The sequence below is a fragment of the Cupriavidus sp. a3 genome, assembly GCF_051015765.1.
Lineage (GTDB): Bacteria > Pseudomonadota > Gammaproteobacteria > Burkholderiales > Burkholderiaceae > Cupriavidus > Cupriavidus oxalaticus_A.
This window is the reverse complement of sequence record NZ_CP170643.1, coordinates 899,564-925,174: the sequence shown is the minus strand read 5'-3', so window position 1 is coordinate 925,174 and position 25,611 is coordinate 899,564. Positions and strand designations below refer to the sequence as shown.

Below are 25,611 nucleotides of genomic sequence, written 5' to 3'. Positions count from 1 at the left end.
CCCGACGGCGCCCGCAAGGTTAAAATAGCGGGTTAGACAAGACTGTCCGGCCGTGGGCACCGCGCGGCCGGCGCACAGAACGACAGCGGTTGGCCTTGGTAAGGAATGGCAAGATGGATCTCGAAAAAGCCCGATTCAACATGATCGAACAGCAAATCCGCCCGTGGGACGTGCTGGACCAGGAAATCCTGGACCTGCTGGCGGTGGTCAAGCGGGAGCAGTTCGTCCCGGCCGCGTACGCCTCGCTGGCGTTCGTCGACATGGAGATCCCGCTGCCCGCCGGGCAGAATATGCTGCCGCCGCGGGTCGAAGCCCGCATCCTGCAGGACCTGGCCGTGCGCAAGCATGAAAACGTGCTGGAAATCGGCGCCGGCTCCGGCTACATGGCCGCCCTGCTGGCCAACCGCGCGCGCCATGTGCTGACCGTGGACATCGTGCCCGAGCTGGTCGAGCTGGCCCGCACCAACCTGGCCAACGCCGGCATCACCAACGTCGATGTCGCCGAAGGCAATGCCGCCGACGGCTGGGCCGCCGCGGCGCCGTACGATGTGATCTGCATCTCCGGCTCGCTGCCGGCTCTGCCGCAGTCGATCCTGTCGCAGGTCAAGGTGGGCGGCCGCATCGCCGCCATCGTGGGCGAACTGCCGGTGATGGAAGCGCGCCTGATCACGCGCGTGTCCGAAACCGAGTACCAGGTCGTCAACCTGTTCGAGACCGCGGTCAAGCCCCTGCAGGGCGCGGCCCGTCCGTCGCAGTTCCAGTTCTGAGGACGGTTTCATCATGCAGGTAATCAAGCCGACCGAACTGGCCCAGTGGCTGGCCGATGCCAGCCGCGCCAGGCCGGTCCTGCTGGACGTGCGTGAAGGCTGGGAAGTGCAGACCTGCGCCATGCCCGGCATCACCCATATCCCCATGCGCGACATCCCGGCGCGCGCCGCCGAACTGGACGAGGACGCAGACATCGTCTGCATCTGCCACCACGGCATGCGCAGCATGCAGGTGGCGGCGTTCCTGGAGCGCCAGGGCTACGCCAGGGTCTACAACCTGACCGGCGGCGTCGACGCCTGGGCCAGCGAAGTGGATCCGGCGATGCCGAAGTACTGAAGCGAGGCACGGCCTGGCCGCGCGGGCCGGCCGCTTTCGTTCGCGCCGCAAGCAGCATTCCGAAGAAGAAACAACCACAGGCCGCGGCCCCGCGCCCGGCAAACTGGAGCTGTCATGAAGTTTGCGCCCAACGCCCTGCCCGGAGCGATCCGGACACGCCTGGCGATCGCGGCTACCCTGCTCGCCCCGCTGCTTGCCATGCTGCCCGCGGCACCGGCAGGCGCGGCCGACCTGCTGCAGGTCTATCGCGATGCGCAATCCAATGACGCCCAGTTCGCCAGCGCCCGCTCGCAACTGCTCGCCACGCGCGAGCGGCTGCCGCAAGGCCGCGCCGGACTGCTGCCGCAGGTCGTCGGCACCGCCGGCGCCAACCGCACCAAGCTCGACCAGACTGCCTCGCTGCCGATCGGCGGCTCGCCCAGCGCCTCGGGCACGCGTTTCTTCAACAACAACAACTGGCAGTTGCAGCTGAGCCAGCCGCTGTTCCGCTGGGACCGCTGGGAAACCTACAAGCAGGGCGAACTGGCCGCGCTGGCCGGTGAAGTCACCTTCCACCAGGCCGAGCTCGACCTGATCACGCGCAGCGCGCAGGCCTACTTCGACGTGCTCGCCGCGCAGGACAACCTGTACCTGGCGCGCGCGCAGAAAAAGGCCATCGGCGAGCAGCTGGAACAGGCCAAGCGCAACTTCGAGGTCGGCACCGCCACCATCGTCGACGCCAACGACGCGCAGGCGCGCTTCGACCTGGCCACCTCGACCGAGATCGCCTCGCAAAACGACCTGGAAATCCGGCGCGCCACCTTGCAGCAGATCACCGGCAAGCCGGTCGACGAACTGATGGGCCTGCGCTCCGAGGCGTTGATTCCCGGACCGCAACCGCCGGACGTGAACGCCTGGGCAGCGCAGGCCGAAACCAGCAACCCGCAGGTCAACCTGGCCGGCTACAACCTGGAAACCGCGCAGCGCGAGACCAACAAGGCCAAGGCCGGGCACCTGCCCTCGGTCGACCTGGTGGCGTCGTACGGCTTCAACAACCAGACCGGCAGCGCCACGCAGGTCATCTCGACCCACTACAACGCGTCGCAGATCGGCGTGCAGCTGACCATGCCGATCTTCTCCGGCGGCCAGATCCAGTCGCGCGTGCGCGAGACCATCGCGCTGGCGGACAAGGCCGCGAGCGACCTCGAATTCGCGCGCCGCACGGCGGCGCAGACGGCGCGGCAGACCTACTCCGGCGTCTCCAACGGGCTGGCGCAGGTCAAGGCGCTGGAGGCTGCGGAGCGTTCGGCGCAGAGCGCGGTGGAATCGAACCAGCTCGGCTATGAGGTCGGCGTGCGCATCAATATCGATGTGCTGAACGCCGAGGCGCAGCTGTTCTCCACGCGGCGCGACCTGGCCAAGGCGCGCTATGACACCATCATGAACGGCTTGCGGCTGAAGGCGTCGACCGGCGTGCTGCAGGAAGAGGATGTGGTGCAGATCAATACGCTGCTGACTTCGGTGCCGGGGTCGATGTACAAGCTGCCGGTGCCGGGGCAGGCTGGCGGCAAGGCGGCGGCAAAGGCTGCCACCGCGGATCGCCGCGGTGTGCGGCGCGATGGCGGGACGCCGCGCTCCTGATCCCACTGACACGATGCAAACGGGCCGCAACTGCGGCCCTTTTTTCCTTGGTGATGCCGGAGATGCGCTGGTTTGCTCCCCTCTCCCGCACGCGGTAGAGGGGAGCAAACCAGCAGCTATTGCGCCCGCGTCCGCGACTCCACCTTCAGCAACTGCCACCGTATCGACGACGCATCGGCCGGCGGGTTCGGCACCTGGTATTCGCGCACGCGCAGCTTGTACGCCACCCCCTGCTCGAAATCCAGCCCTTCGATCGGCCCGTACCAGAGCTGCCACGGCGCGTCCGGCGACTCGCGCCAGCGATAGCACATCATCTTGCCGACGCCCGAACATTCCACGCGCTGCGAATCGATATAAACGATCTTCTCCACGCCACCCGCCGCGGCACTCGCGCCGCGCCTGCCCACGCCTTCGCGCTCGGCAAACTGCAGCAGGTCGCCGCTGGCGGTTTTCCAGACAATCTGCCGCCCGATGCTGGCCGCCGACGGCTGCGTGCCGACGGTGGTGAACGATGCCTGCATCGCCTTGAGCAACGCCGACTCCAGTTCCATGCGCGGTGGCGGGCAAGCCATGCGCGTGCCAGCCACGCGGTCAAAGCGCACCCCGGTGTCGGTCTTGCCATAGCTGCCAGTAAAGCGGTTGCAGCCGCTGGTGCCGCTGACCGTGCCCTGCGCGGCATCGATGCCATCGCTGAACTCGAAGATGATGGGCTCGCCGTTGTCGCCATGCGGGATGTCGCGCAGCGTGCCGTCGGCCAGCTGCCAGCGCACCAGTTCCCAACGGCTGGGACCGGACGGCTGCGCCTGGTTGAGATTGGCGCCGGCGCTGGGCAGCCCTGGTGCCGGCGCGGTGGTGCAGGCGGCGAGTGTGGCGGCTGCGGTGGCAAGCGCAATGGCCGCGCTGCGCAGGCCGATGCTCCGGCAGGTGCCGCGAAGGGGTGTCTGCATCTCAGTAAGCTCCTGTAACTTGGGCGGGAACGCCGCTGTGCAAGCGATTGACGATCGCATGGCAGCGTCCGCGCTTCATGCTGGCTTAGAGCGTGGCGGATTCATGCAAGTTTCAGCATTGCCGGCTGCACAATGCTGCCGTCTAGTGTAACGTGCGCCCCATGTCTCGCCGCGGCCGGATGCCGGTCGCGGCCTTTCGTGTCTCCGGGTGCCTTAGAACACCTCGGATCGCCCAGAACGCCTTGCCCACCACCACGCATCCCTCGCCTTCCGGCCGCAACATCTGCTTCCTGACCGGCACGCTGAACGCCATGGCCGGCGCCGAGCGCATGACGGCGACAGTCGCCAATGCGCTGGCCGCGCTCGGCCATAACGTGACCATTCTGAGCCTGTGGGACCCGGCCAGCCAGTTCGCGCTGGATCCGCGTATCCGGCATGAAGCGCTGTTTGCGCAGCGGCCTTCGTTCAAGCGGGCTTACCTGGCCACCGTGGCCGGCATCCACCGCCATTGCCGTGCGCACCGGACCGACGTGCTGGTGCAGGTCGACACCATGCTCGCGCTGTTCGTGCTGCCCGCCACCGCCGGTCTGGGCCTGCACCATATCGCCTGGGAGCATTGCCACTTCGACGAGGACCTCGGCAAGCCGGCGCGCAAGCTGGCGCGGCGCCTGGATGCACGCTTCTGCCGGCAGGTCGTGGTCCTGACGGAGCGCGACCGCCAGCGCTGGCGCGAAGCGCTGCGGCCACGCAGCGATATCGTCTGCCTGCCAAACCCCCTGCCATTCCCGATGCCACCCGAACCTGCGCCGCGCGCGCAGAAGACGGTGCTCGCCATGGGCCGTCTGGTTGCGGCCAAGGGCTTCGATGTGCTGCTGCATGCCTGGCAGCAAGTCGCCGCGCAGGCGCCGGGATGGCATTTGCTGATTCACGGCGAGGGCGAGGAGCGCCCGGCGCTGACCGCGCTGACCGTTGAACTGGGCTTGCAGGACAGCGTCAGCATGCCGGGCATTTGCCACGATCCGGAGCAGGCGTACGGGCGCGCGTCGGTGTTCTGCCTGAGTTCGCGATACGAAGGCTTCGGGCTGGTGCTGATCGAAGCCATGGCGTTTGGCCTGCCTATCGTGTCGACCGATTGCGAGACCGGTCCGCGCGAACTGCTGACGCCCGGGCAAGACGCGCTGGTGGTCGCGACAGGCAATGCGGATGCGCTGGCGCAAGCGCTGCTGACCGTGATCGGCGAACCGGCGACCGCCACCCGGCTCGCAGACGCCGGGCGTCGCAAGGCAGCCGGCTTTGCGCTCGAACGGATCGCGCTGCAGTGGGATGCACTGGTCAAGGCTCCCGCGGAGCCCTGACCTGCCGCTTAGTGTTCCAGGGCTGGCGCCAGCGCCGCCAGCGTGCGTACGGTAGCGCCGCGATGCAGCCCGGCGAAGGTCTGCGCATGCGCCCGCATATCCGCCAGCCGCGCGCGGTCCGCCAGCACGCTGCCGGCGGCGCGCACCAGCTCATCCGCATTGTCCACGCGCAGGCACGCGCCCGCGGCAATGGCGTCTTCGGTCGCCTGCGCAAAGTTGAAGGTGTGCGGGCCGATCAGCACCGGCGTGCCGACCGCGCACGCCTCGATCAGGTTCTGCCCGCCCAGCGGCAACAGGCTGCCGCCGATAAAGGCGAGGTCCGATGCGGCGAAGTACATCGCCATCTCGCCCATCGAATCGCCCAGCAGGATATCCGCGTCCACGGGCGCCGTCTCGGCATCCAGATCCAGCGCACTGCGGCGTGCCACCGAGAATCCCGTGCGCGCCGCCATCGCCGCCACTTCATCGAAGCGCTGCGGATGGCGCGGGATCAGCAGCAAAGCCGGGCGCGGCACGTCGCCGGCCAGCGCCTGCCAGCGCGAGAAGGCATCGAGCAACAGCGGCTCCTCGCCTTCGCGGGTACTGGCGGCGGCCAGCACCTGGCGGCCGTTGAAGGTTTTGCGCAGCCGCTCGCCCAGCGCCATGCCCGCCGGCGCCGGCTGCATGTCGAACTTGAGGTTGCCCGTGATTTGCACGGCCGGCACGCCCAGCTGGCGAAAGCGCTCAGCATCGCCGGCGGTCTGCGCCAGCACGCCCGCGAAGTCGCGGTACATCGCCGAAGCCGCGCGCCCGAAGCGCGCCGTGCGCCGGAAGCTGCGGGGCGACAGGCGCGCATTGACCAGGTACAACGGCACGCCCGCCTTGCGCGCGCCGTGCACCACATTCGGCCACACCTCGGTTTCCATCAGCAGCCCCGCCTCGGGCCGGAAATACCGCAAGAACCGCCGCACCAGCCATGGCAAGTCGTATGGCAGGTAGCACTGCAGGATGCGCGGCTCGTTGCCGAACAGCTGCGCGCCGGTCTGGCGGCCGGTCGGCGTCATATGCGTCAGCAGCAGCCGATGGCGCGGATAGGCGCCGAGCAAGGACTCGATCAGCGGCTGCGCGGCACGGGTCTCGCCCACGGACACGGCGTGGACCCACAGCCACGGCCCCTGGTTCGGCAGGCTGCCATAGATACCCAGCCGCTCGCCGACATGGTGCAGGTAGCCGGGCTCCTTGCGCGCGCGCCATGCCAGCCGCAACAGCGCCAGCGGCAGCACCGCCACCCACAACAAGCTATAGATCAGGCGCAGCATCAGGCAGCGACCCCGCGCACGCGGCAGGCGGCCTCGTAGACTTCATCGACCGATGGCACCACGCCGTCGTCGCCGACGTTGGCGATGCGGTCGGACCAATACCCTTCCGTCTTCCAGCGCCATGTCGCGGTATAGATTTCCACCGTCGGCCGGCACAGCGCCGCCGCGATATGGACCAGGCCCGTATCGACTCCGATCACCACTTCGGCACAGTTGATCAGGCCAAAGCCCTGCATCACCGAGAACTTCGGCAGCACGCGTGCCTGCGACACGCCCGCGGCAATCTCTTCGGCGGCCTGGCGCTCCTTGTCGTTGCCCCACGGCAGCAGCATGGTCAGGCCTTCGGCGGCCAGGCGGTTGCCCAGCGCGTGCCAGTTCTGCACCGCCCATTTCTTGCGCGCTCCCGCCGTCGCGTGGAAGCAGACGGCATAGCGCGCCGGCAAGTCCGCCCATAGCGGGTCGTCGACATGCAATGACTGCGCCGCCGGCCCGAAAAACCGTGGCGGCTCCACTGGCGCGATCCCCGTCAGCGCCGCGCCCAGAAGGCGCGAGCGCTGCACCGAATGGGTCTGGCGCGGCACGCGCACCGAGTCCGTGTACAACAGGCGCGCCGCAGGCTCATAGCCCGAACCCTGCGTCGCATTGCCCAGCCCGATGATCGGCGCACCCTGCGCACGCGTCGCCACGCGCGCCACCACCGCGGTCTTGAGCAGACCCTGGCTTTCGATCACGGCGTCGTAGCGCTCCCGGCGCAAGGCATTGCGCACGGCACCGATCTCCTGCCAGGTCGCGCCCTGCAGGATGCGCTTGCGCCAGCGCCTCAGCGCGAACGGAATCACCCGCCGCACCTCGGGCAACAGGCGCACCAGTTCCACATAGCCCTCTTCCACCACCCAGTCGATCTCCGCACCGGGCCAGCGCGCGCGCAGGTCGTGCACCAGCGGCATGTTGTGCACCACGTCGCCGAGCGACGACACCTTGACCAGCAGGATGCGCGGCCGCTCTGGCAGCGTGAACGGCACTGCGGCCGGCATGGGCTGCACCACGCCGGCCGCGCCGACTGCATCGGGCGAAGGTGGCGATGCCGGCGGCACCGCCGTGCGCTCAGAACGGGAGTTGAGCATCCGGTTTCTCGGCCAGGATCACACGCTTGAACTCGGCCTGGATGCGCGCCAGCGCGGCGTCATTGTCCGCTTCGAAACGCATCACCACCACCGGCGTGGTGTTCGACGGACGCGCCAGGCCGAAGCCATCGGCGTATTCCACGCGCACGCCATCGATCTTGTTCACCTCGCGCGCGCCCTCGAACGTGGCGTTCGCCTTGATCTTGTCGAGCAGCGTGAAGGGCTCGCCTTCCGCGCACTTGAGCTGCAGCTCCGGCGTATTGTTGGCGTTCGGCAGCGCGTTCAGCACCGCGCTCGGGTCGGCGTGGCGCGACAGGATCTCCAGCAGGCGCGCGCCGGTGTACAGGCCGTCGTCAAAGCCATACCAGCGGTCCTTGAAAAACACGTGGCCACTCATCTCGCCGGCGATCGGCGCGCCGGTCTCCTTCAGCTTGGCCTTGACCAGCGAATGGCCGGTCTTCCACATCAGCGGCTCGCCACCGTGCTCGCGGATCCACGGGGCCAGCTTGCCGGTGCACTTCACGTCGTAGATCACCTGCGCACCCGGATTGCGCGACAGGATTTCCTCGGCAAACAGCATCAGCTGGCGGTCCGGGAAGATTACCTGCCCGTCCTTGGTCACCACGCCCAGGCGGTCGCCGTCGCCGTCGAAGGCCAGGCCCAGCTCGCAATCGGTCTCGCGCAGGGTCTTCATCAGGTCCTGCAGGTTCTCGATATGCGCCGGATCGGGGTGGTGGTTGGGGAAATTGCCGTCGACGTCGCAGAACAGCTCGGTCACTTCGCAGCCCAGGCCGCGGAACAGGTCGCCGACGAACGCGCCGGCCACGCCATTGCCGGCATCGAGCGCGATCTTCATCGGGCGGGCGAGCTTGACGTCGCTGATGATGCGGTCGAGGTACTTCTGGCGCACATCGACCTTCTGGTAGATGCCTGCACCGCTGGTGAAGTCGCCCGCCTCGATGCGCAGGCGCAGGCCCTGGATCTGCTCGCCATAGATGGCCTGGCCGGCGAGGACCATCTTGAAGCCGTTGTAGTCGGGGGGGTTGTGGCTGCCGGTGACCATGATGCCGGACGTGGCACGGACGCCATTGAGCTCGATGTTGGTACCGAAGTAGACCATGGGGGTGGCGACCATGCCGAGGTCAATGACGTCCAGGCCGGCGGCGCGCAGCCCCTCAACCAGGCCACCGATCAGGTCAGGCCCCGAAAGCCGCCCGTCGCGGCCGACCACGATGGACTTCTCACCCAGCTCCACAGCCGCAGAGCCGAACGACAGCCCGATCTGGCGTGCGACCTCGGCGGTGAGCGTTTTGCCCACGATGCCGCGGATGTCATAGGCTTTGAAGATAGAGGGATCGATTTGCATGTGGCTTCCTGTCGGTCTCGTCGGGCACGCCGCACACCGCAAGGGTGCGCCGGCGATACCGGATAGGGCTCTTGGAAAGAACCAAAGGGGGGTATTTTGCCGGATTGCGCGGCTGGCGGGCGGTATAATCGCGGCAATATACCGGACAGGCGCAATTTTCAGCGTCTGTCCTACACCTGAGACTACACATTGCCGCCCGCCCGGCCGCGCCTTGCGCCCTCCGGGCCCATCGGCCACGGAAGCGATCGCCCGACCACTCTGAATTTGCCATAAGTCATCGGCATATTTGGGTCCTGTGGCGGTTGCGGCATGACAAATTTCGTAAGCAAACTTGACGACCGCCGCACAGTCCTCGCCGCGCCTGCGCATTGCCTATCTGATCACCAACTCGGAGATCGGCGGAGCGCAGTCGCATGTTGCCGATCTGTTGCAGGCGGCGCCGGCCGATGCCGACATCATCCTGCTGGCTGGCGGCGATGGACCGCTGCTGGACATCGCCAGGCACGCCGGCGCGCAAGTCATCCGGCTGACGCGGCTGGACAACGCCCTCTCGCCCTTGCGCGCGGTGAGTGCGTTGCGGGAACTGCTGCAAGCCCTGAAGCAGGCGCGCCCGGACCTGATCCATGCGCACAGCGCCAAGGCTGGCGCACTGGGACGGATCGCGGGGGCGCTCCTTGGCATTCCGGTGGTCTACACCGTGCACGGTTTTGCCTTCAAGCCACAGGTACCGAAGCGCCAGCGACTGGCAGCACGCTTTGCGGAATGGCTGCTCGCACCGCTGACCAGCCGACTGATCTGCGTGGCCGAAGCCGAACGGCGGTTGGCGCAGGCACTTCCGATCCCTGCCCGTCGTATCGCCGCCATTCCCAACGGGATTGCCGACACCGCAGATCGCGCCTCGCCTGCCGACCCGATGCGCCGCATCGTCATGGTCGCCCGCTTCGCGGCGCCAAAACGGCCCGATATCCTGATCCGCGCCTTCGCACACGCGAACCTCCCCGGCTGCGAACTGGTGCTGGCCGGAGACGGACCGCAACTGGCTGCGATGGAGGTACTCGCCACGCAACTTGCACCTGGACGCGTGGCCTTTCCGGGCAATGTCGCCGACATCGCCGGCTTGCTGGCGTCGGCGCAGGCATTCGTGCTGGTTTCGGACCACGAAGGCTTTCCGTTGTCGGTGCTCGAAGCGATGCGGGCCGGCCTGCCGGTGATCGCGTCGGACCTGCCCGGCATCCGGGAACAGATCCAGGACCCACGGCATGGCCTGCTGGTCGCCGCCAACGACGCCGACGCGTTCTCCGCTGCGCTGGCGCGCCTTGCGGGCGACGGCGCATTGCGGGCCGAACTCGGCATCGCCGCGCGCCGCCGGTGGGAACAGTGCTATGGGTTGGAACGCATGACCGAGGCAACATGGCAAGTTTATCGCGATGCCTTGCCCAGACTCCCCGCCACAGCGCGGGTGCCGACATGATCAACACCAAGACCGACAACCTGCGCCGCCACGCCTTGCGTGGCCGCGTAGGCGGTTCCGAAACCATGCGCCGGGTCAGCCGGATGCTCGCCTGGGCAGTGCTCGGGCTATCGCTGTTCGCGCTCAGCGCGGTATTTGCCGAAGCCGCACACCGCGCCGGCCTGGTCACCTACGTCTTCACGCGCACGCTGTTGTGGTCGGTGGCGCCGTACCTGGCGGCGTTCATGCTGCTCCACCGCTCCCTGCACCTGCCGGCGATGGAGGGCAACAGCCTGGTCGGGCTGGCCGTGACACTGCCCTTTGCCGGTTTGCTGTTTGGTTTTGCGGCCTTCCATATTGAGTATTCGCGTGGCGCCCTGCTGCTGTCGTATCTCATTACGCTTGGCTGGATCTGGGCGGGTTATCGCCGCTATGTGCATAACTACGTGCCGTTGTTTGGATACACCGATCCACACACCCTGGCCCAGCTCGAAGGGATTCTTGCCATGCCTGGCGCGGCGCCGGCGGCACGCATGCGGTTTGAGCCGGTTGGATCGCTGGAGGATGCCGGGCATTTCGACGGCCTGATGGTGGATCGGAGTGCGACTGGCGATCCTGAGCGCACCCGGCTGCTTGCGCATTACAAGATGAGCCATGTGCGGATGTATTCGGTTGAGCGGGTTGGGGAAATGCTGACTGGGCGGGTGGGGTTGGCGCATATCGATGAGAATTTTTTGGATGACTATGCCGCCCACTACCTGTATGGGTATCTGAAACGCATAATCGATATCGTGGCAGTGCTGTGCCTGGCACCGATTGCCGTGCCCGTGGGTCTTGCCGTGACACTCGCCATCCGCATGGAAACGCCCGGCGGCGCAATCTTCCGTCAGGAACGCGTCGGCCTCTTCGGCAAGCCGTTCATCATGGTCAAATTCCGCAGCATGGGCGTCGACGCCAGCGCGCCGGCCCAGTTCGCTGTACGGCGAGACCCGCGCGTGACGCGTGTCGGACGCGTTATCCGCAAGTACCGCCTCGACGAAATCCCGCAACTCTGGAATGTGCTGGCCGGCCACATGAGCCTGATTGGCCCGCGGCCAGAACAGGCGCCAATGGTCGACCAATTCTCGGCATCGATCCCGTACTACCCTTACCGGCACCTAGTGCGGCCCGGCCTGTCCGGGTGGGCGCAGGTCCAACAGGGCTATGCCGGCAGCCATGCAGAGACCGTGACCAAGCTCAGCTATGACCTGTATTACGTCAAGCATTGCTCGCTGGCGCTGGATCTGCTGATTGCGGTGAAGACGCTGCGGACGCTGGCAACCGGTTACGGGGCGCGCTGATGGCGGCCGAGGAACCGGCCACCGTGGCACAGCCTTTGCGCATCCTTGTCATCACCACTGGCCTCAGGCTCGGCGGCGCGGAACAGCAGATTGCCGCACTCGCCCGCGCCTTTGTCGCGCTGGGCAACAGCGTGGCCATCGTGAGCCTGACCGAAGGACAGGAGATCGATCTTCCTGCCGGCATCCCGATCACCGAACTGGGAATGCGCAAAACACCGCTGTCGATGCTGGCAGCGCTTCGAAAGACCCGGCACGTCGTCCGCCAATGGCGCCCGGACGTCATCCATTCGCATATGGTCCACGGCAACCTGTTTGCACGGGCACTGACCCGGACCGGCCGCATGCCACCTGTCGTCTGCTCCGCGCATAGCGCACGGGAAGGCGGCACGCTGCGCGCCCTCGCCTATCGCCTGACAGACCGCTGGTGCGCGCTGACTACCCATGTCAGCGAGGCCGGCCGGCAGGCGATGGTGGAAAGCGGGGCCGCGCCGGCCCAGCGCGTGATCGTGATGCCCAACGGCATCGATACCACCCGATTCCGGCCGGATGACGCGGTGCGCGAGCGAGCGCGGCGCGATCTTGGCCTCGATGCGCACGACATACTGGTATTGAATGTGGGCAGGCTGGTATCCGAGAAAGACCAGGCCACGCTGATTGAGGCTTTCCGGCTTGTTGCCAGGACTGTGCCAAATGCCAAGCTGGTGATCGCTGGCGAAGGTCCGCTGCGTCCGGCGCTGCAAGACCGGATCGTACAGGGCGGTCTGGCAACGCTGGCGACCCTCACCGGCGCACGAAGCGATATTCCGGACTTGCTGCGCGCAGCCGATGTATTCGCGCTCTCGTCGCGGATTGAAGGCATGCCGCTCGCCGTTGGCGAAGCGCTGGCGACCGGACTGCCCGTGGTGGCGACCGCCGCCGCAGGCGTGGCCGAGTTGGCGGGTGACACGGCCACCATTACCCCCATCGGCGACGCCGCAGCACTGGCATCCGCGCTGGAGAAAGCAATCCGCCAACTGCCTGGCACGCAGGCCCAACGGGACCGGCGCAGGCAGCAGATTGTCAGCCGCTTCGACGTGTCTGCCGTCGCACGGCAATGGCTGGTCAATTACCAACAACTGAGGGACAGCCACTGATGCGGCGCAGAGTGGCCGGCAACTTGCTGTGGATGCTCGCCGATCGTGGCTTGCAGGTGGTGATCGGCATCGTCATTGTTGGCATGCTGGCGCGTGCGCTTGGGGCCGAAGGCTTCGGGCATTTCCAGTACGCGCAGTCGCTGGTCTTCATCGCGGCATCGGTCCCGCTTATCTGCGCCGCCGAGGTGCTGGTGCCGCGCCTGGTCGCCCTGCCAACGCCCGAGGCCAGTCACAAGCTGATAGCCCATGCGTTCGCGATCCGGCTGTCGGCCGGGCTCGGGGGCTATGCGCTGATGTGCGCCTACCTGGCCCTGACGCAACAGCCTGCTGACACCTGGGTTCCGGCAGCCATACTGGGAACCGCGGTCGTGCTGCGCGAGCCGTTCGGCATTGTCATCGCGTGGATGCAGGCCCGCACCCACAACCGGCCAAATGTCGTCTTCAATCTGGTCGGGCTGACGGCAAAGGCCGGTCTTGTCACGGCCCTGTTCATTTCAGGCACCCAGCGCCTGCCTGCGTATGCCGCCGCCTTCGCCATCGAGCCGCTCATCGCCGCGGTATTGCTGAGCTGGTATTACCTGTCTCGCGCCCCGCGCGCCGTGCCGGCACGCGATGCGTCGCTCAGGCGCGAACTGATCCGCGACGGCGCACTGTTCTGGCTCAGCTTCATGCTGATGGTCGCCGCGCGCCGCGTCGATCAGCTGATCCTCAAGCCCGCCGTACCGCTTGCCGAGCTGGGCGCCTATGCGGCCACCATGCAGGTGCTCGACAACTTCACCACCATCGCGACCATCCTGGCGGCGGGCGTGGCGCCGATTTACGTGTTTGCACAGGAATCCGCCGCGGCCGCGCGCCGCAACGTGCTGCGCGTCACCGGCTGGATGGCCGCAGTCGGACTTTGCGGCGCCATTCTCATTGCGCTTTGTTCCAAATGGATCGTCCACTTTCTCTATGGCCAGGCATTCGGGGAAACGGTTGTCCTGCTGCAACTCGCCGCCCTGGCATCGGCCCTGATCTTTGCGGACGTCGGCCTGGGCCTGCTGCCGATCTACTTGCGCAAGCCACGCTGGGTCGCGGCAAAGTGGGCCCTTGTACTCGCCACGACGGTGGTTGTCGACGCCATCGCCGTGCCACGCCTTGGCACCCGAGGCGCAGTCCTGGGATACGCGGTGGGAAATGCGGTTGCCGTCGTTTTCGGAATCACCCTTGTGCTTCTCTCCAGCCGGAAAACGGCAGCCGCCACCGCCTCCGCCTGAGTCAGCCGACGCGCTGCGCCTGACGCGGGGCGGCAGGTAAAATCCAGCCTTTGCTCGCCGCAAACGTCACAAGCCAAATATGCGTTTATCCGCGCTGATGCGAAAACACCTGGTCAGTTTCATACTGTTGTTGCTGGGCCTGATCTATGTCGGCAATACCTGGTCGCCATCCTCGTATGGCGTGGTGCTGGAACGCATCGGCGCAAAGGGCGACGGGCTGCACTTTGGCACGCCGCGCCCGATTCGCAGCGATGAGTGGTCGGTGGTCACGCCACTCACCCAGGCCACCGTGCGCAATGGCTTGCAACGCTTCAATTCCACATCGCTGTACGGCGAGGACCTGCGCATCAACTATGGCCTGCCGATCGCGGACTGGGGGTTGCTGTTCAAGCCGACCATGTGGCTGTACCCGTTCGTGAATGCGGCGTACGCGTATTCGTTTCACTGGTTTGCGATATTCGCGATCTTCATTGTCGGGTACGCCAAGCTGTTCCGCGTGGCCGGGGCATCGCAGCCACAATCCTTGCTGCTTGCGCTGTCTCTCTATTTCACCGGTTTCTCGCAATTCTGGTGGAATGAAAAAGGGCCGATCATCGCGCTGTTCGCAGGCACCCTGGCCGTGCTCTTCATCGAGGCCCCGATCGCACTGCGGCTGGTTCTCTTCTATTGGCTGGCGGCAAGCTGGCTGGTAACCGATTTCTATCCGCCACTGTTCATATCGCTGGCATTCGTGGGGGCCGTATTCTTCCTCTGCTACGGCCGGGAATGGTGGCGCCCGGCCCGTCTGGCCGGTCTTGCCGGCGCTGCGGTGCTGGCTGCGGCGACAGCGGTCCTTTACCTGAAGGACTACCTGCTGAACACCATGCAGACCCTCTATCCGGGCCAGCGCAACTTCTCGGGCGGGGCGCTGCCTGTGGAGCGCTGGCTCTCGCAGCTTTTTCCTGCAAGCACGTTCGACCGGTCATACAACTCCCTGATCGGAGCAAATATTTCCGAGATCGGTGTAGCGGGAACGTGGTTCGTCTTGCTTTGCCTGTGCTTCCTTGATTACCGCAATGCGCGCACTTCTCTTGCCGCGAAACGCCAGTGGATGCAGCCGGCCATCTTCCTGGCCGCCCTGGTGTTGGTGACAGCGTGGATGATGCTTCCGGTGCCGGCTGCCATTGGCAAGCTATTGCTCTGGAACCACGTCCAACCCGAGCGAATGGTGTTCGCTGCCGGCGTGCTGCTGCTGATGTTCGCGCTGGCCGTTGTGCGCGTCGTGGGCCTGGCCTGGTCAACCAGGCGCGCACTGGTTTTCATGGGCGTCGTGGTTGCAGCGTGGCTGCTGTTCAAGGCGTCGAAATACGGCTACCGCCCCAGGTACTGGAATGACTTGTACATCGTTCCCGCTGTCGCGCTGTGCATCCTGATACAGCAGGCCCGCAGCCTGCATCCGCTGACCAGCATTTCCGGCCTGGCGGCACTTGGTGGCGCCGTGACGTTCCTTCCGTTCAATCCCGTGCAATCGGCCTGGCCAATTTTCAACCTTCCGGATACGGCGGTGCTGCAGCGGCTCTCTCAACAGGCGCTGGCCAATGGCGGCGTCCTCGCCGCTGAAGGTTTCCCCGGCGCCACGCTGAACGGACTAGGTTACCGCTCCGCTTCGCATGTCACGCCAGTACCCGCACTGGATTTCTGGCGACAATGCTTCGCCAATCTCCCCGGCAGCGAAGTGGACGGCATATTCAACCGGTATTCCCATATCACTTTGATAGAATCCGATACGCCAAAATTACTGGGCCCGGACAATGTCGGCGTACCCCGACATTTGTTCGATTACAGCGGCACCGCTTCCGCGCACTTTCCAATCCACGCTAAACCGTAACTGAATGCTTCCGACCGATGTCGGAACCGCCAAACATGTATTCCACAGCGCCGCCCGCCCTCAAGATTGCTGTTGTGCTCCCCTGCTATAACGAAGAGGTCGCCATTGGCAGCGTGGTCTCATCATTCCGGGCCGCGCTGCCGCACGCGCGCATCTGCGTGTTCGACAACAACTCTTCTGACCGGACTGCGGAGGTCGCGGCAAATGCCGGAGCGGAGGTGTTCTACGTCGGGCTGCAAGGCAAAGGAAATGTGGTCCGCCGGATTTTCGCGGATATCGAAGCCGACGTTTATGTGATGGCCGACGGAGACGCCACCTACGATGCCGCTGCCGCGCCTCAGTTGGTAGCGAAGCTCCTCGACGAGGGGCTCGACATGGTGGTGGGCTGCCGCCTCGATCAGTGCAAGGGGGCCTATCGCCAGGGTCACCGCTTCGGGAACTGGCTGCTGACGCGCACGGTAATGCGGATTTTCAATGGTCGCTTTACCGATATGCTGTCCGGATACCGGGCATTCTCACGGCGCTACGCCAAGTCCTTCCCCGCGCTGGCGGTCGGGTTCGAAACTGAGACCGAGCTCACGGTGCACGCACTTGAACTCAGGATGCCGTATGGCGAGGTCAGCACCGGTTATGGCGAACGGCCTGAAGGCTCCACCAGCAAGCTCTCTACCTATCGCGACGGCTTCAGGATTCTGAAAACCATCATCAAGCTTTATATGAGCGAGCGCCCTTTTTCGTTCTTCGGGTTGATAGGAACCATATCTGTACTATTGTCCCTGCTTTGCGCGACACCGGTGATTCTTGAATATCTCGCGACCAGCAAGGTGACGCATTTGCCGCTGGCCGTGCTGTCCACCGGCATTATGCTTGCGGGGCTGCTTTCATTCGTGTGCGGGTTCGTGCTGGACACCGTTACACGAGGACGCCATGAATATAAGAGACTTATTTACCTGTCGATACCGGCAACGCGGAAGATAATCCAGTGAGAAAGGAGATTTGCATCTTTGTGCTTGCTGGAGCCGTGGGCTTTCTGGTAGATGCGGCGATTCTATACCTGACTAAAGCACAGTTCGGCTTATATGGCGGACGGGCGATTTCATTTGTGTGTGCCGCATCTACAACCTGGCTCATAAACAGAACCCTGACCTTCGCCGGCCACGATTCTGGCAAGACACTTCTCCATGAGTACCTGAGCTACATATTCTTGATGCTGGGTGGGGGAATTGTAAACTACTGCGCCTATGCCGCCGGAATACTGGTCAGCTCAACCGTCGCCACGCACCCCATCATCGGAGTTGCGATCGGAAGCGTGGCCGGAATAACTGTTAATTTTGTTTCCTCGAAGTTTCTTTTGTTTCGAAAAAACAAGCCTGGCCCCGAGCGCAAGCCTACTCGGTAACATGCAGTTCGTGAACTACAGCCTCGATTCAGTGCGTGCGCACTGAGGGATGTCAAAAGTGGCTCCCTTCGCGGCCCACCAGGCGCCGGCCTTTGCACGGGCCGCAATATCGGCCAGGAGGCTGATACCCTCGCAGCGCCGGGGATACTGTCGTTGCCGCCATGACATGCGGGCGGTATGCGATACTTGCCCTTCCCAACAATCCGCCAGATGGCGCCATAAGAGCTATGTCGATTGTGATCTTTGGGGCCGGCGGCCTTGGTCGCGAGGTACTTGCGACGCTGACCCTGACCGGACACAAGGTAAGGGCATTCGTCGTAGAGCCTGGCTATGCGGCAGAGCCGATCCACGGTGTACCGGTTTTTGATGACATCGAGCCGTGGCTCGCCGAGTCGGATGTTTCCTTTGTCCTTGCGGTGGGAGATTGCCCGTCGCGGGCTCGCATTGCCCGGATGTTGCATGGCAAGCACTTCACCACGCTGATGCATCCCTCCGTTGCCAAGGGACAGCACGTGAAGATTGGCGCAGGGGCGGTCTTTCTCGGACCGGCGAGCATGACTACGGATATCGAGATCGGCAAGCATGCCCTGATCAATCCGGGTTGCGTCATCTCCCACGACTGCAGGATTGGCGACTTCGTCAACCTCGGCCCAGGAGTCTCGCTGGCTGGCTGGGTCACTGTCGAAGAAGGTGCGGACCTCGGTGTCGGCGCCGTGGTTGCTCCAAGATGCAGGATCGGCGCGGGGGCAATTGTTGGAGCCGGTGCTGTCGTCATCCGCGACGTCGAGCCTGGTGCCACCGTAGTCGGCGTGCCTGCCCGCCCGATCGTGCGACGGGAAGCGTCTCGGGACACCCTGTAACACCGCACCTGAGCAACTCTGCGCATCAACCGAACAAACATCGATCAGCTTTTTTGCGTCAACCTATGACTATCACCGCCATCACTTCGCCAGCACCGATCAAAGTACTGATTCCGCGCCTGCCGGAAGCAGCCGCATTGCTGCCCTACCTGCAACGCATCGATGCGAATCGAACCTACAGCAATTATGGTCCGCTCAATCGGGAATTCGTTGCTCGGCTTAGTGCACTGACTGGCGCGAAGGGTGTCACGCTGACAAGCAATGGCACAACTGCAATCGAGCTTGCCCTCCGGTCACGTGCAACGCCAGGAAAACGCAATTGCCTGATGCCGTCTTACACGTTTATCGCCAGTGCACACGCCGTTTGCAATGCCGGTCTCACTCCGTATCTTCTTGAGGTCTGTCCCGACACCCTTGCTTTGACACCTGAGATTGCAGAGGCGGCGCTGGCAGCATTGCCTGAAAAACCTGCTGCGGTTCTCGTGGTCAGCGCGTTCGGTGCACCACCCGATCTCCCGGCATGGGCTGCGTTCGAAGCCCATCACGGTATCCCGGTCGTTTTCGATGCTGCAGCAGCAGTGACGGCGCTTTCGGACGTCGGCAAGCAACCGGCGTGCGTGAGCCTGCACGCCACAAAGGTGCTTGGCATCGGTGAAGGCGGTGCCATTCTGACCTCTGACACGGAATTGGCGGAGCGCACGACTGCCATGACTGGCTTCGGCTTTCTGGGCGCAGAGCGCCTCGCCACGATTCGAGGCGGCAACTATCGGATTTCCGAGTATGCCGCAGCAGTCGGCCTTGCCGCCCTCGACGCACTCCCGGCACGACTCCAGGCGCTGCGCGATCTGACGGATGCTTATAGTCAGCGCCTCGAAGGTAAAGCCGTGCGCCTCCAGCGAGGCGTCGGAGACGAATGGGTAACTATGACGCTGAACGTGTTTGTTCCGGAGGCCGATGTCACCGGCACGCTCGAACGCCTCGATGCGGCAGGCATCGAGTGGCGTCGCTGGTGGGGACTCGGTTGCCACCGGCACCCCGCCTTTGCCGATGTCCCGCGCGCGGACCTCTCCGGCACTGACAAATTGGCTGCGCGCGTAATCGGATTGCCTTTCCACGACAATCTGACCGACGCCGATCTTGACCGAATTGCAGCATGCCTGAACTAAGCCACCAGCCACTCCTGTCCTATATCGTCCTGTCGTACAACTACGAGGAGTACATCGGGACGACGCTGCGATCCATTCTGGAGCAGACCGTTCAGGACTTTGAAATCGTTGTGGTGGACGATTGTTCGCGGGATAACTCTGTTGCAGTCATACGCAGTTTCAACGATCCGCGCATCCGGCTGATCGTCAATGAAACCAATCTCGGTGGCGCAGGCAGTTATAACCGCGCGGTGCAGGCCGCTCGCGGGACCTGGTTGGTCAATCTGGATGCCGACGACTGGATCGCGCCCGACAAGGCAGAACTCCAGTTACGCGCGGTTGAAGCGGATCCCAGCCTCGACATTGTCGGCACCTATGTCACGATACTAGACCATGAAGGTGCACCACATCCGGACGCGCCGTCACTTGAGTCGGGCATCAACAAGCCGCATGAACTCAATCTGGTCCAGATGTGGATTGGCATGAATTGGCTGTGCCGTTCCTCTAGCATGGTGCGCCGGGCCGCGCATCTCCGCATCGGCCTGGACGACGCCGGGATGGTACGCGCTCCGGACTATGAACTGTGGACCAGGGCGCTGCGCATGGGTTGCAAGTTTGCCGTGGTGCCGCAACAACTCACTTTCATGCGCTTGCACAAGCGAGGCGTCACTCACGCTGACCCGCTTGGCCAGTTCCTGGAACTCAGCTATGCAATGATGCGTAACCTGATCCCTCTGGCAGAAGCGCGCGCGCTGCATCCAACGGTCGAAACCATCATTAGCTGGGTGGCACGCCATGGAGAACTCTGCAAGCTGGAGCCCAGGCATGCCTATCGCCTGCTTGGCATCATGATGGCCACGCCCGAATTCGCAGACTTCGCGAGCTTCCGCAGCGCAGTCACGGCGAGCGAAGGTGACAGCAACCTGGAGCGCGCGGGACGGCGCGCGTTGACCACCTACCGCGAGGGCTCGCCTGGTTTTGCTTATGCGGCCAAGCTCGAGCGAGATATTGGCGAATTTGTCCATGCGCGAAACTACTGGCAGGCGCAGGCCGAGCACTGGGAACGCATGTATCAGTTGCGCCACACCAGGTACACGCCCCGGCGGCTTGCCTCGGCGGTGCTCCGGCGGGTAAAGCGGGCGCCTGCACTTCTCAGGAAGCTCAACGGGTCTTGAAACTGAACCAATGCCAGGCGAGAAAGTTGGCACCTTTAGCTGCAACGTGTGTGGTCACACGCACTACGCCCATGCCGCGATGCGGGGTGATGGCCAACGCGTTCTTTTTTGTGCCAACTGTGGCATGGGAATGATTGAGAATCCGCCGGCCGACACCAGCGTCTTTTACGAGGATGGCTATTATGGCGGCGCGGCACACGCGGAAGTCGGCTATGTCGACTATGCGTTCACTGCCGAGCATTCGCTGCTATGGGTAAGACTGCTGGTGCAGGCGCTGATCACGGGCGGTCGTGTACTGGACGTCGGCTGCGCTGACGGCTTCATGCTGCGCACCCTGGGCGCATCGTATGAAGGCTATGGCATTGAAGTCAATGTGCACGCGGCCGAGCATGCGCGCGCGGGCGGAATAAGGGTCATCGGAGCCGATGTGCTCACGGATCTTGAGCGCGATGAGTTCCATGGCTACTTCGACGTCATCACCGCGATAGCGACGTTCGAGCACGTACTGGATCTCCGAGGGGCCTTCAGCGCCTGCCTGAATGCCCTGAAAGTAGAAGGCGCATTGATTTTCGAGATTCCCTTGATGTCGGAAACGCGCGACAACAAGGATTGGCTCGAAGGCTCCTATGAGCATATCTACTACCCCACCGTTCAGGGCATCGAAACCCTGCTTGGCGGTTTTGCTGGCTATTCCTTTACCGGCTTCGAGTCCGATATCAAAGGCTATAGTTCGACTTATATTGGCGCCTTGGCAAGCGACCCCGAGACCTTCGCCAGAATCGAGCATCTGTTCAAATGCATGAAGCAGGAGGACCTCGCCGGACTGAACCGGGAAGAGAGCAACGTAAACCTTGCTTACAGCGTGGTCCACTCGTTTCGGCCAACGCCGGAACGAATTCTGGCCTTGCCTTCACTCATCGAGGATAACTTCAGCACCCGCCTGTTCACGCACCTGATGCAGCTTTGGCATGCCGACAGCACTGAAGCAGCGAGCGCCGAATGGTATAAGACGCAGGCCAGCAACTGGAAGAATTCTTTTGACAACTTGCATGCGGTCTATTCAAAGCAGACCTCGTGCGCGAGCGCACCAGCAGAGAGCAAAAAATTAGATGAGTAACCCGAGGATCCTCGCTCTTCTTCCATTTCTCGTAAAAGGGGCACTTTCACTTCAAGTGCTACGCGAAATGCGCCGCCGCGATTTCGACGTAACCGTTGCATTCTGCACGGACGCATCCAGCGTCTACACGCCGGACGACATGGACGACTTTCGTGCAGATAAGCAGCTAATCGATCTGACACGTGTCCCGCATCACGACACCCTGGAGGCGGTTTGGAAGGAGATGCGCCGGCGCGAAACCGACCTTGTCCTGCAGATCGGCGCGCCGCTCCTTTACCACCATCTCCCGTACTGGAAGGAGCGCAATCCCTCTCTCCGGATCGTGGATACGCTGTACAACGAGATCGGGCACACCCTGAATCACTTCCTCTACGAGCGGTGCATGGACGGCGTCATCGTCGAAACCGAGCACATGAAGCGATTCGTAGAGCGGAACTCTGTCAAACAAGATCCAAGGGTTCGGGTTGTACGTAATGGCATCGACACGGAATGGCTGATGCCGGCAGCAGACGATGCCCCGCCCAAGCGCGGATTGCTGGTGGGTTACGTGGGCCGGATGTCACAGGAGAAGAACCCCCTGGGATTTATCGACCTTGTCGAGAAAATCCACCATAGGCTGCCCGACACCAAGTTCCTGCTTGCCGGCGACGGCGGCCAGACGGACGAGGTTCGGCGCCGAGTGCAGGAAAGCCCGGTGGGTAGCCGTCTGCACTACCATGGCTATGCTTCCGATGTAAAAGCGGTGCTCCAGACGCTGGACGTGTTGGTGGTGCCGTCAAAACTCGATGGGCGCCCGAATATCGTTATGGAGGCCAATGCCTGTGGCGTTCCCGTCATCGGCGCCCCAGTGGGAGGCGTTCCCGAATTGATCAACGACGGCGAGAACGGATTTCTTGTCAGTCCACTGGACGCAGACCGGATTGCAGACATTGTTGCCACCTGGCAGGGGAATCGAGCTGACCTGGCGCACGCAAAGAAAAAGGCACGCCAGTACGCCGAACACCATTTTGACCGGAAGCAGATGATGGACGCTTACGCCGATGTGTTCCGCGAGTTCGGAGCGAAGGCCATTGGCTAATGTCGTGTCAGTGGCGAGATACGGATGACCAGAGCGACACGATGATGTCGGCGATCCGTTCTGGCGGGAAACGGTCCAGCGCCTTTCTCTTGCCATTTGAGGCGATGCTCTGTAACTCAATCCGCCCTTCCACGACACTCTCCAACAGCGTCGCCAGTTGCTCCACGCTGCTGTAGGTAATCATATCCCGCCCAACGACAAAATTTGTTTCAAGTATGTCATTGGGTGCAGCAATGACAACGGACTCTGCACTGAAGGCAGCGAGTGCGCGCTCATGGAATCCTGTGTGATGTGGCAGTGGACAAATTACGGATTTTGCCTCGCCCATCGTCCTCACCAGCTCAGGAAAAGATTTCGCCCCAAGGAATCTGAAGTTCGTGTTTTTGTAAACTTCCCTGACATCACGGTCAGCGATAACCGTGATCGGTAGATGCTGAATACTCCGCACCAACTGGTCGCGCCGTGCAAATTTAACGTAATCAACAATGGATGTGAATAGAAACCGAACGTGCGCATCCTGTAGATTCACGGGCATTTGCAGCTCTTGGAACGCCAGGAGGGTTTGAATTAATGGATCGACCTCGAGATTGGCGACAGCATATTCTGTAACGCCCTCAAAAATCTGCCTGAATATGCGTTCCTTGTAGTCCTTGGGCGCTGCATAGCGCTCTCTCGTCTGGTGAAAGCTGGAAAGTCCGACGGGGAGCAGCACATCAATGGGACGAGCGCTCAAAGGAAGGCTGGTCTGACCAATCGTTCTTGGAAAAGTAATGCTGGAAACCGCATGCACATTTTTTACGCCAAGCAGGCGAGCCAGGTGTGCATACGAGTAGTCGGTCATCAGTAACTTGCGGTACTGCCCTGTCGAACCGACCTGGTGCGCCATCGTCTCATGGATGGGGCAATCATGCATCAGATCGAAAAGCGGCTTTTGATAATATTCGAATGCGGATCCGAGATTCCCGGGAGCATATGAAATCTTTAGCTCAGAACCGAATCCATTGAAACAGAGAAAAAACAGGCAATGGGGATCCCGCAATGCTTCGGACACTTGCCGGACATCGTTGATGTAGTCCAGGCAGCGCACCGAAATTCCATAGGAGAGCAGTTCGGGCGAAATCTCATCGGCGAAGGTTGCGTTGTGGTTGTGCGTGTCCTTGCTGGCGTTCGTGAATATCACCGCGTAGCCTTCTTTCAAGGCCAGTCTCCGGGCGGTCGCATCAAGGATATGATCAGAATCGTTCATGGGCGTACCTGGTGCCTCTTAAGCAGACTTGCCAAAGCGTCGCCTTATCCGGAACACGCTTTTTCTCAGGAACATCGCTAGGCGTGATTGCGTGAAGCGAAGCATGAGAAGTTCCGCTCGGCCCAACGCCGGCGCATCCGCCAGGGTTGTCGCCAAGCTGGCGTTGTCAGCAACCAGGCGAGCATTTTCCGATTGCAGACTAAGGAAACCACTGGCGAGCTGACGGTATTCCGCGAGCAAATTGGCGTTGCCATCCAATAATCGGGCATTTTCCGATTGCAGCCCATGGAAACCGCTGGCGAGCTGACGGTATTCCGCGAGCAAATTATCGTGTCGCATCTCGGCATCCTCGTAGTTGGCCGTAAGTTGCCGCACCTCCTCCTTATACCCCGAAAGCACCGAAATATCCATGGAACTCATCCTCGGCGCTGGCCTGATTATCAATGCCTCGGTTTTCAGCAATTCCTCAGTGATCAACCTGCAGCGGTCCCACAGTTGCCGGTTCGCATCGAACACCTGAATGAACTTATGCCAGTTTTCATACGCCAACCGGTAGAGCCTGTCGGTGTCATTGAAAAGCACCGCAAGTTTGTCGGCTGTCCCGCCGGAGTCAAAATCGACAAACACAACATCCACGTCATCAGTGAACGCAACATTCATTTTCAGCGGATCGCTGATACAGTTCAGCACTCCCCAAAAGCCAGCTTCCATGCAGGCGCCGGTGGGAAACCCATCAAATGCACCCACCCCATCGGTGGAAGGACGATTGGCAGATAGAATGATATCCATCGATGGATAGAATTCTCTGAAAAAGCTGCCAGGCCTCTTGCCGTGGAAGAGGAATCTATCCGCAGCACCTTCCAGTGGAATCTGATCAGGTGTGTAGTCGCCCACGACGTGGAACCGCAGGTCTGGAAATCGTTCGGCCAGCTTTTTCGCTACGGCTACGAACTGGTCGTAACCCTTCTTCTTCGTGTCATCACCGTAACGATGAGCGACAAAACAGATATCCAGCGTGTCCTTGCTTTTCCTGTAGAATTTCTTGTCCCTCAGGAAATCGAATCCATTGTTGGTGTCATAAACACCGCCATAAATGAACTGAATTTTAACGGGGTCGCAACCAATACGATCGAGCAAGTAATCTCTTGACAGGTTCTGAGTGACAATGACCTTGCGGCATAACGGGGATTCCACAATCGTCTTGAGGTGATTGTCACTCTCTTTATTCCCGATCTCGAACCGGCCGCCCGGGTAGAGTTGAAGCACGAACGGTATTTGCCGATCTACCAGGTACGGGAACATCTGCCATGCGTTGTGCAGAAACGTGATGTACGCAAGTTTCGGGACGATCGCAGAGAATTGCGAGAATGGCCTGATTTTCCGCTTGATCGCCTCAGGTAAGATGCTTTCCAATAGCTGGTCCTCGAAACTCAAATTCGAGAATGCGCCATGCCATCCTTCAGTGGATAGCAGCAAGGACGAACCGAAGTAGCTGAGGTAATGCGAGTACTCTAGGGATCGGAACGGCGAGAAGTCGCATGGCAGCATCTCGTCGATGATCAGCAAATCGCAGTACTCGTGTGGAGGATAGGAATGCATCTTGCCCGTGTCCATGGACTGAACTGCAACGAGACCGGCGCTGGCATTCATATTTGCGGGTCCAGCGTGGCGGATTAGCAGGAAAGGCTGGTGGCCAATTCCGCAGGTTTGGCTACCGAGGGCTCCTCCCAG

22 protein-coding genes are annotated in these 25,611 nt (G+C 62.6%); 16 read left to right on the top strand and 6 right to left on the bottom strand.

The window, feature by feature from the left end:
• Positions 1 to 113 precede the first annotated feature (113 nt).
• From ACAD63_RS04350 to ACAD63_RS04340, 3 genes are all read left to right on the top strand, one after another.
• On the top strand, positions 114 to 767 hold the full coding sequence (locus ACAD63_RS04350) for a protein-L-isoaspartate O-methyltransferase family protein (protein ID WP_135705722.1): 654 nt from the start codon (positions 114 to 116) through the stop codon (positions 765 to 767).
• 13 nt (positions 768 to 780) lie between these two features.
• Positions 781 to 1,104, top strand: coding sequence for a rhodanese-like domain-containing protein (locus ACAD63_RS04345; protein ID WP_063240539.1), 324 nt, complete (start codon positions 781 to 783; stop codon positions 1,102 to 1,104).
• 114 nt (positions 1,105 to 1,218) lie between these two features.
• On the top strand, positions 1,219 to 2,724 hold the full coding sequence (locus ACAD63_RS04340) for a TolC family outer membrane protein (protein WP_133092448.1): 1,506 nt from the start codon (positions 1,219 to 1,221) through the stop codon (positions 2,722 to 2,724).
• 116 nt (positions 2,725 to 2,840) lie between these two features.
• Here the strand turns inward: ACAD63_RS04340 and ACAD63_RS04335 are convergent, their stop codons facing one another.
• On the bottom strand, positions 2,841 to 3,671 hold the full coding sequence (locus ACAD63_RS04335; RefSeq protein ID WP_434033486.1) for a DUF4377 domain-containing protein: 831 nt from the start codon (positions 3,669 to 3,671) through the stop codon (positions 2,841 to 2,843).
• Between the two features lie 311 nt (positions 3,672 to 3,982).
• Here ACAD63_RS04335 and ACAD63_RS04330 point away from each other — a divergent pair, with 311 nt between their 5' ends.
• A complete protein-coding gene (locus tag ACAD63_RS04330; RefSeq protein WP_434033964.1) occupies positions 3,983 to 5,026 on the top strand; it encodes a glycosyltransferase family 4 protein in 1,044 nt (347 codons plus the stop codon).
• Positions 5,027 to 5,034: 8 nt separating this feature from the next.
• Here the strand turns inward: ACAD63_RS04330 and waaA are convergent, their stop codons facing one another.
• The 3 genes from waaA to ACAD63_RS04315 are packed head-to-tail and all read right to left on the bottom strand — an operon-like array spanning position 5,035 to position 8,814.
• Complete coding sequence (gene waaA, locus ACAD63_RS04325; RefSeq protein WP_434033485.1) at positions 5,035 to 6,324, bottom strand: lipid IV(A) 3-deoxy-D-manno-octulosonic acid transferase; 1,290 nt, start codon at positions 6,322 to 6,324, stop codon at positions 5,035 to 5,037.
• A complete protein-coding gene (waaC, locus tag ACAD63_RS04320; RefSeq protein WP_434033484.1) occupies positions 6,324 to 7,448 on the bottom strand; it encodes a lipopolysaccharide heptosyltransferase I in 1,125 nt (374 codons plus the stop codon). Before waaC ends, waaA begins: the two co-directional genes overlap by 1 nt.
• Positions 7,429 to 8,814, bottom strand: coding sequence for a phosphomannomutase/phosphoglucomutase (locus ACAD63_RS04315; protein WP_434033483.1), 1,386 nt, complete (start codon positions 8,812 to 8,814; stop codon positions 7,429 to 7,431). Before ACAD63_RS04315 ends, waaC begins: the two co-directional genes overlap by 20 nt.
• 331 nt (positions 8,815 to 9,145) lie before the next feature.
• Between ACAD63_RS04315 and ACAD63_RS04310 the strand changes: the two genes are divergently transcribed.
• The 12 genes from ACAD63_RS04310 (at position 9,146) to ACAD63_RS04255 (ending at position 22,634) form a co-directional block, all read left to right on the top strand.
• Entirely contained in the window at positions 9,146 to 10,285 is a 1,140-nt protein-coding gene (locus ACAD63_RS04310) for a glycosyltransferase family 4 protein (RefSeq protein WP_434033482.1), read from the top strand.
• Entirely contained in the window at positions 10,282 to 11,604 is a 1,323-nt protein-coding gene (locus tag ACAD63_RS04305) for a sugar transferase (protein ID WP_434033481.1), read from the top strand. The genes ACAD63_RS04310 and ACAD63_RS04305 overlap by 4 nt, the downstream gene beginning before the upstream one ends.
• Positions 11,604 to 12,737, top strand: a complete 1,134-nt coding sequence (locus ACAD63_RS04300; protein ID WP_434033480.1) for a glycosyltransferase — start codon at positions 11,604 to 11,606, stop codon at positions 12,735 to 12,737. Before ACAD63_RS04305 ends, ACAD63_RS04300 begins: the two co-directional genes overlap by 1 nt.
• Positions 12,737 to 13,993, top strand: a complete 1,257-nt coding sequence (locus ACAD63_RS04295; RefSeq protein ID WP_434033479.1) for an oligosaccharide flippase family protein — start codon at positions 12,737 to 12,739, stop codon at positions 13,991 to 13,993. The genes ACAD63_RS04300 and ACAD63_RS04295 overlap by 1 nt, the downstream gene beginning before the upstream one ends.
• Positions 13,994 to 14,072: 79 nt before the next feature.
• Entirely contained in the window at positions 14,073 to 15,860 is a 1,788-nt protein-coding gene (locus tag ACAD63_RS04290) for a DUF7657 domain-containing protein (protein WP_434033478.1), read from the top strand.
• 35 nt (positions 15,861 to 15,895) lie between these two features.
• Entirely contained in the window at positions 15,896 to 16,846 is a 951-nt protein-coding gene (locus ACAD63_RS04285) for a glycosyltransferase (protein WP_434033477.1), read from the top strand.
• Positions 16,843 to 17,259, top strand: coding sequence for a GtrA family protein (locus ACAD63_RS04280; RefSeq protein ID WP_434033476.1), 417 nt, complete (start codon positions 16,843 to 16,845; stop codon positions 17,257 to 17,259). Before ACAD63_RS04285 ends, ACAD63_RS04280 begins: the two co-directional genes overlap by 4 nt.
• Positions 17,260 to 17,486: 227 nt before the next feature.
• A complete protein-coding gene (locus ACAD63_RS04275) occupies positions 17,487 to 18,119 on the top strand; it encodes a NeuD/PglB/VioB family sugar acetyltransferase (RefSeq protein WP_434033475.1) in 633 nt (210 codons plus the stop codon).
• A 65-nt stretch (positions 18,120 to 18,184) separates the two neighbouring features.
• Positions 18,185 to 19,285 carry a DegT/DnrJ/EryC1/StrS family aminotransferase gene (locus tag ACAD63_RS04270; protein WP_434033474.1) on the top strand — a complete coding sequence of 367 codons (1,101 nt, stop codon included), beginning with the start codon at positions 18,185 to 18,187 and terminating at the stop codon, positions 19,283 to 19,285.
• Complete coding sequence (locus ACAD63_RS04265; RefSeq protein ID WP_434033473.1) at positions 19,273 to 20,439, top strand: glycosyltransferase family 2 protein; 1,167 nt, start codon at positions 19,273 to 19,275, stop codon at positions 20,437 to 20,439. The genes ACAD63_RS04270 and ACAD63_RS04265 overlap by 13 nt, the downstream gene beginning before the upstream one ends.
• A 130-nt stretch (positions 20,440 to 20,569) precedes the next feature.
• The gene (locus ACAD63_RS04260) at positions 20,570 to 21,556 is read left to right on the top strand and encodes a class I SAM-dependent methyltransferase (RefSeq protein WP_434033472.1); all 987 of its coding nucleotides are present in this window, start codon (positions 20,570 to 20,572) and stop codon (positions 21,554 to 21,556) included.
• Complete coding sequence (locus ACAD63_RS04255; protein ID WP_434033471.1) at positions 21,549 to 22,634, top strand: glycosyltransferase family 4 protein; 1,086 nt, start codon at positions 21,549 to 21,551, stop codon at positions 22,632 to 22,634. The genes ACAD63_RS04260 and ACAD63_RS04255 overlap by 8 nt, the downstream gene beginning before the upstream one ends.
• A gap of 7 nt (positions 22,635 to 22,641) precedes the next feature.
• On the opposite strand, the gene ACAD63_RS04250 is transcribed toward ACAD63_RS04255, so the two are convergent.
• Positions 22,642 to 23,880 (bottom strand): glycosyltransferase, encoded by a 1,239-nt coding sequence (locus ACAD63_RS04250; RefSeq protein WP_434033470.1) that lies wholly within the window; start codon positions 23,878 to 23,880, stop codon positions 22,642 to 22,644.
• Between the two features lie 18 nt (positions 23,881 to 23,898).
• Positions 23,899 to 25,530: a hypothetical protein gene (locus ACAD63_RS04245; RefSeq protein WP_434033469.1), complete on the bottom strand. Its 1,632-nt coding sequence runs from the start codon at positions 25,528 to 25,530 to the stop codon at positions 23,899 to 23,901.
• Positions 25,531 to 25,611: the final 81 nt, after the last annotated feature.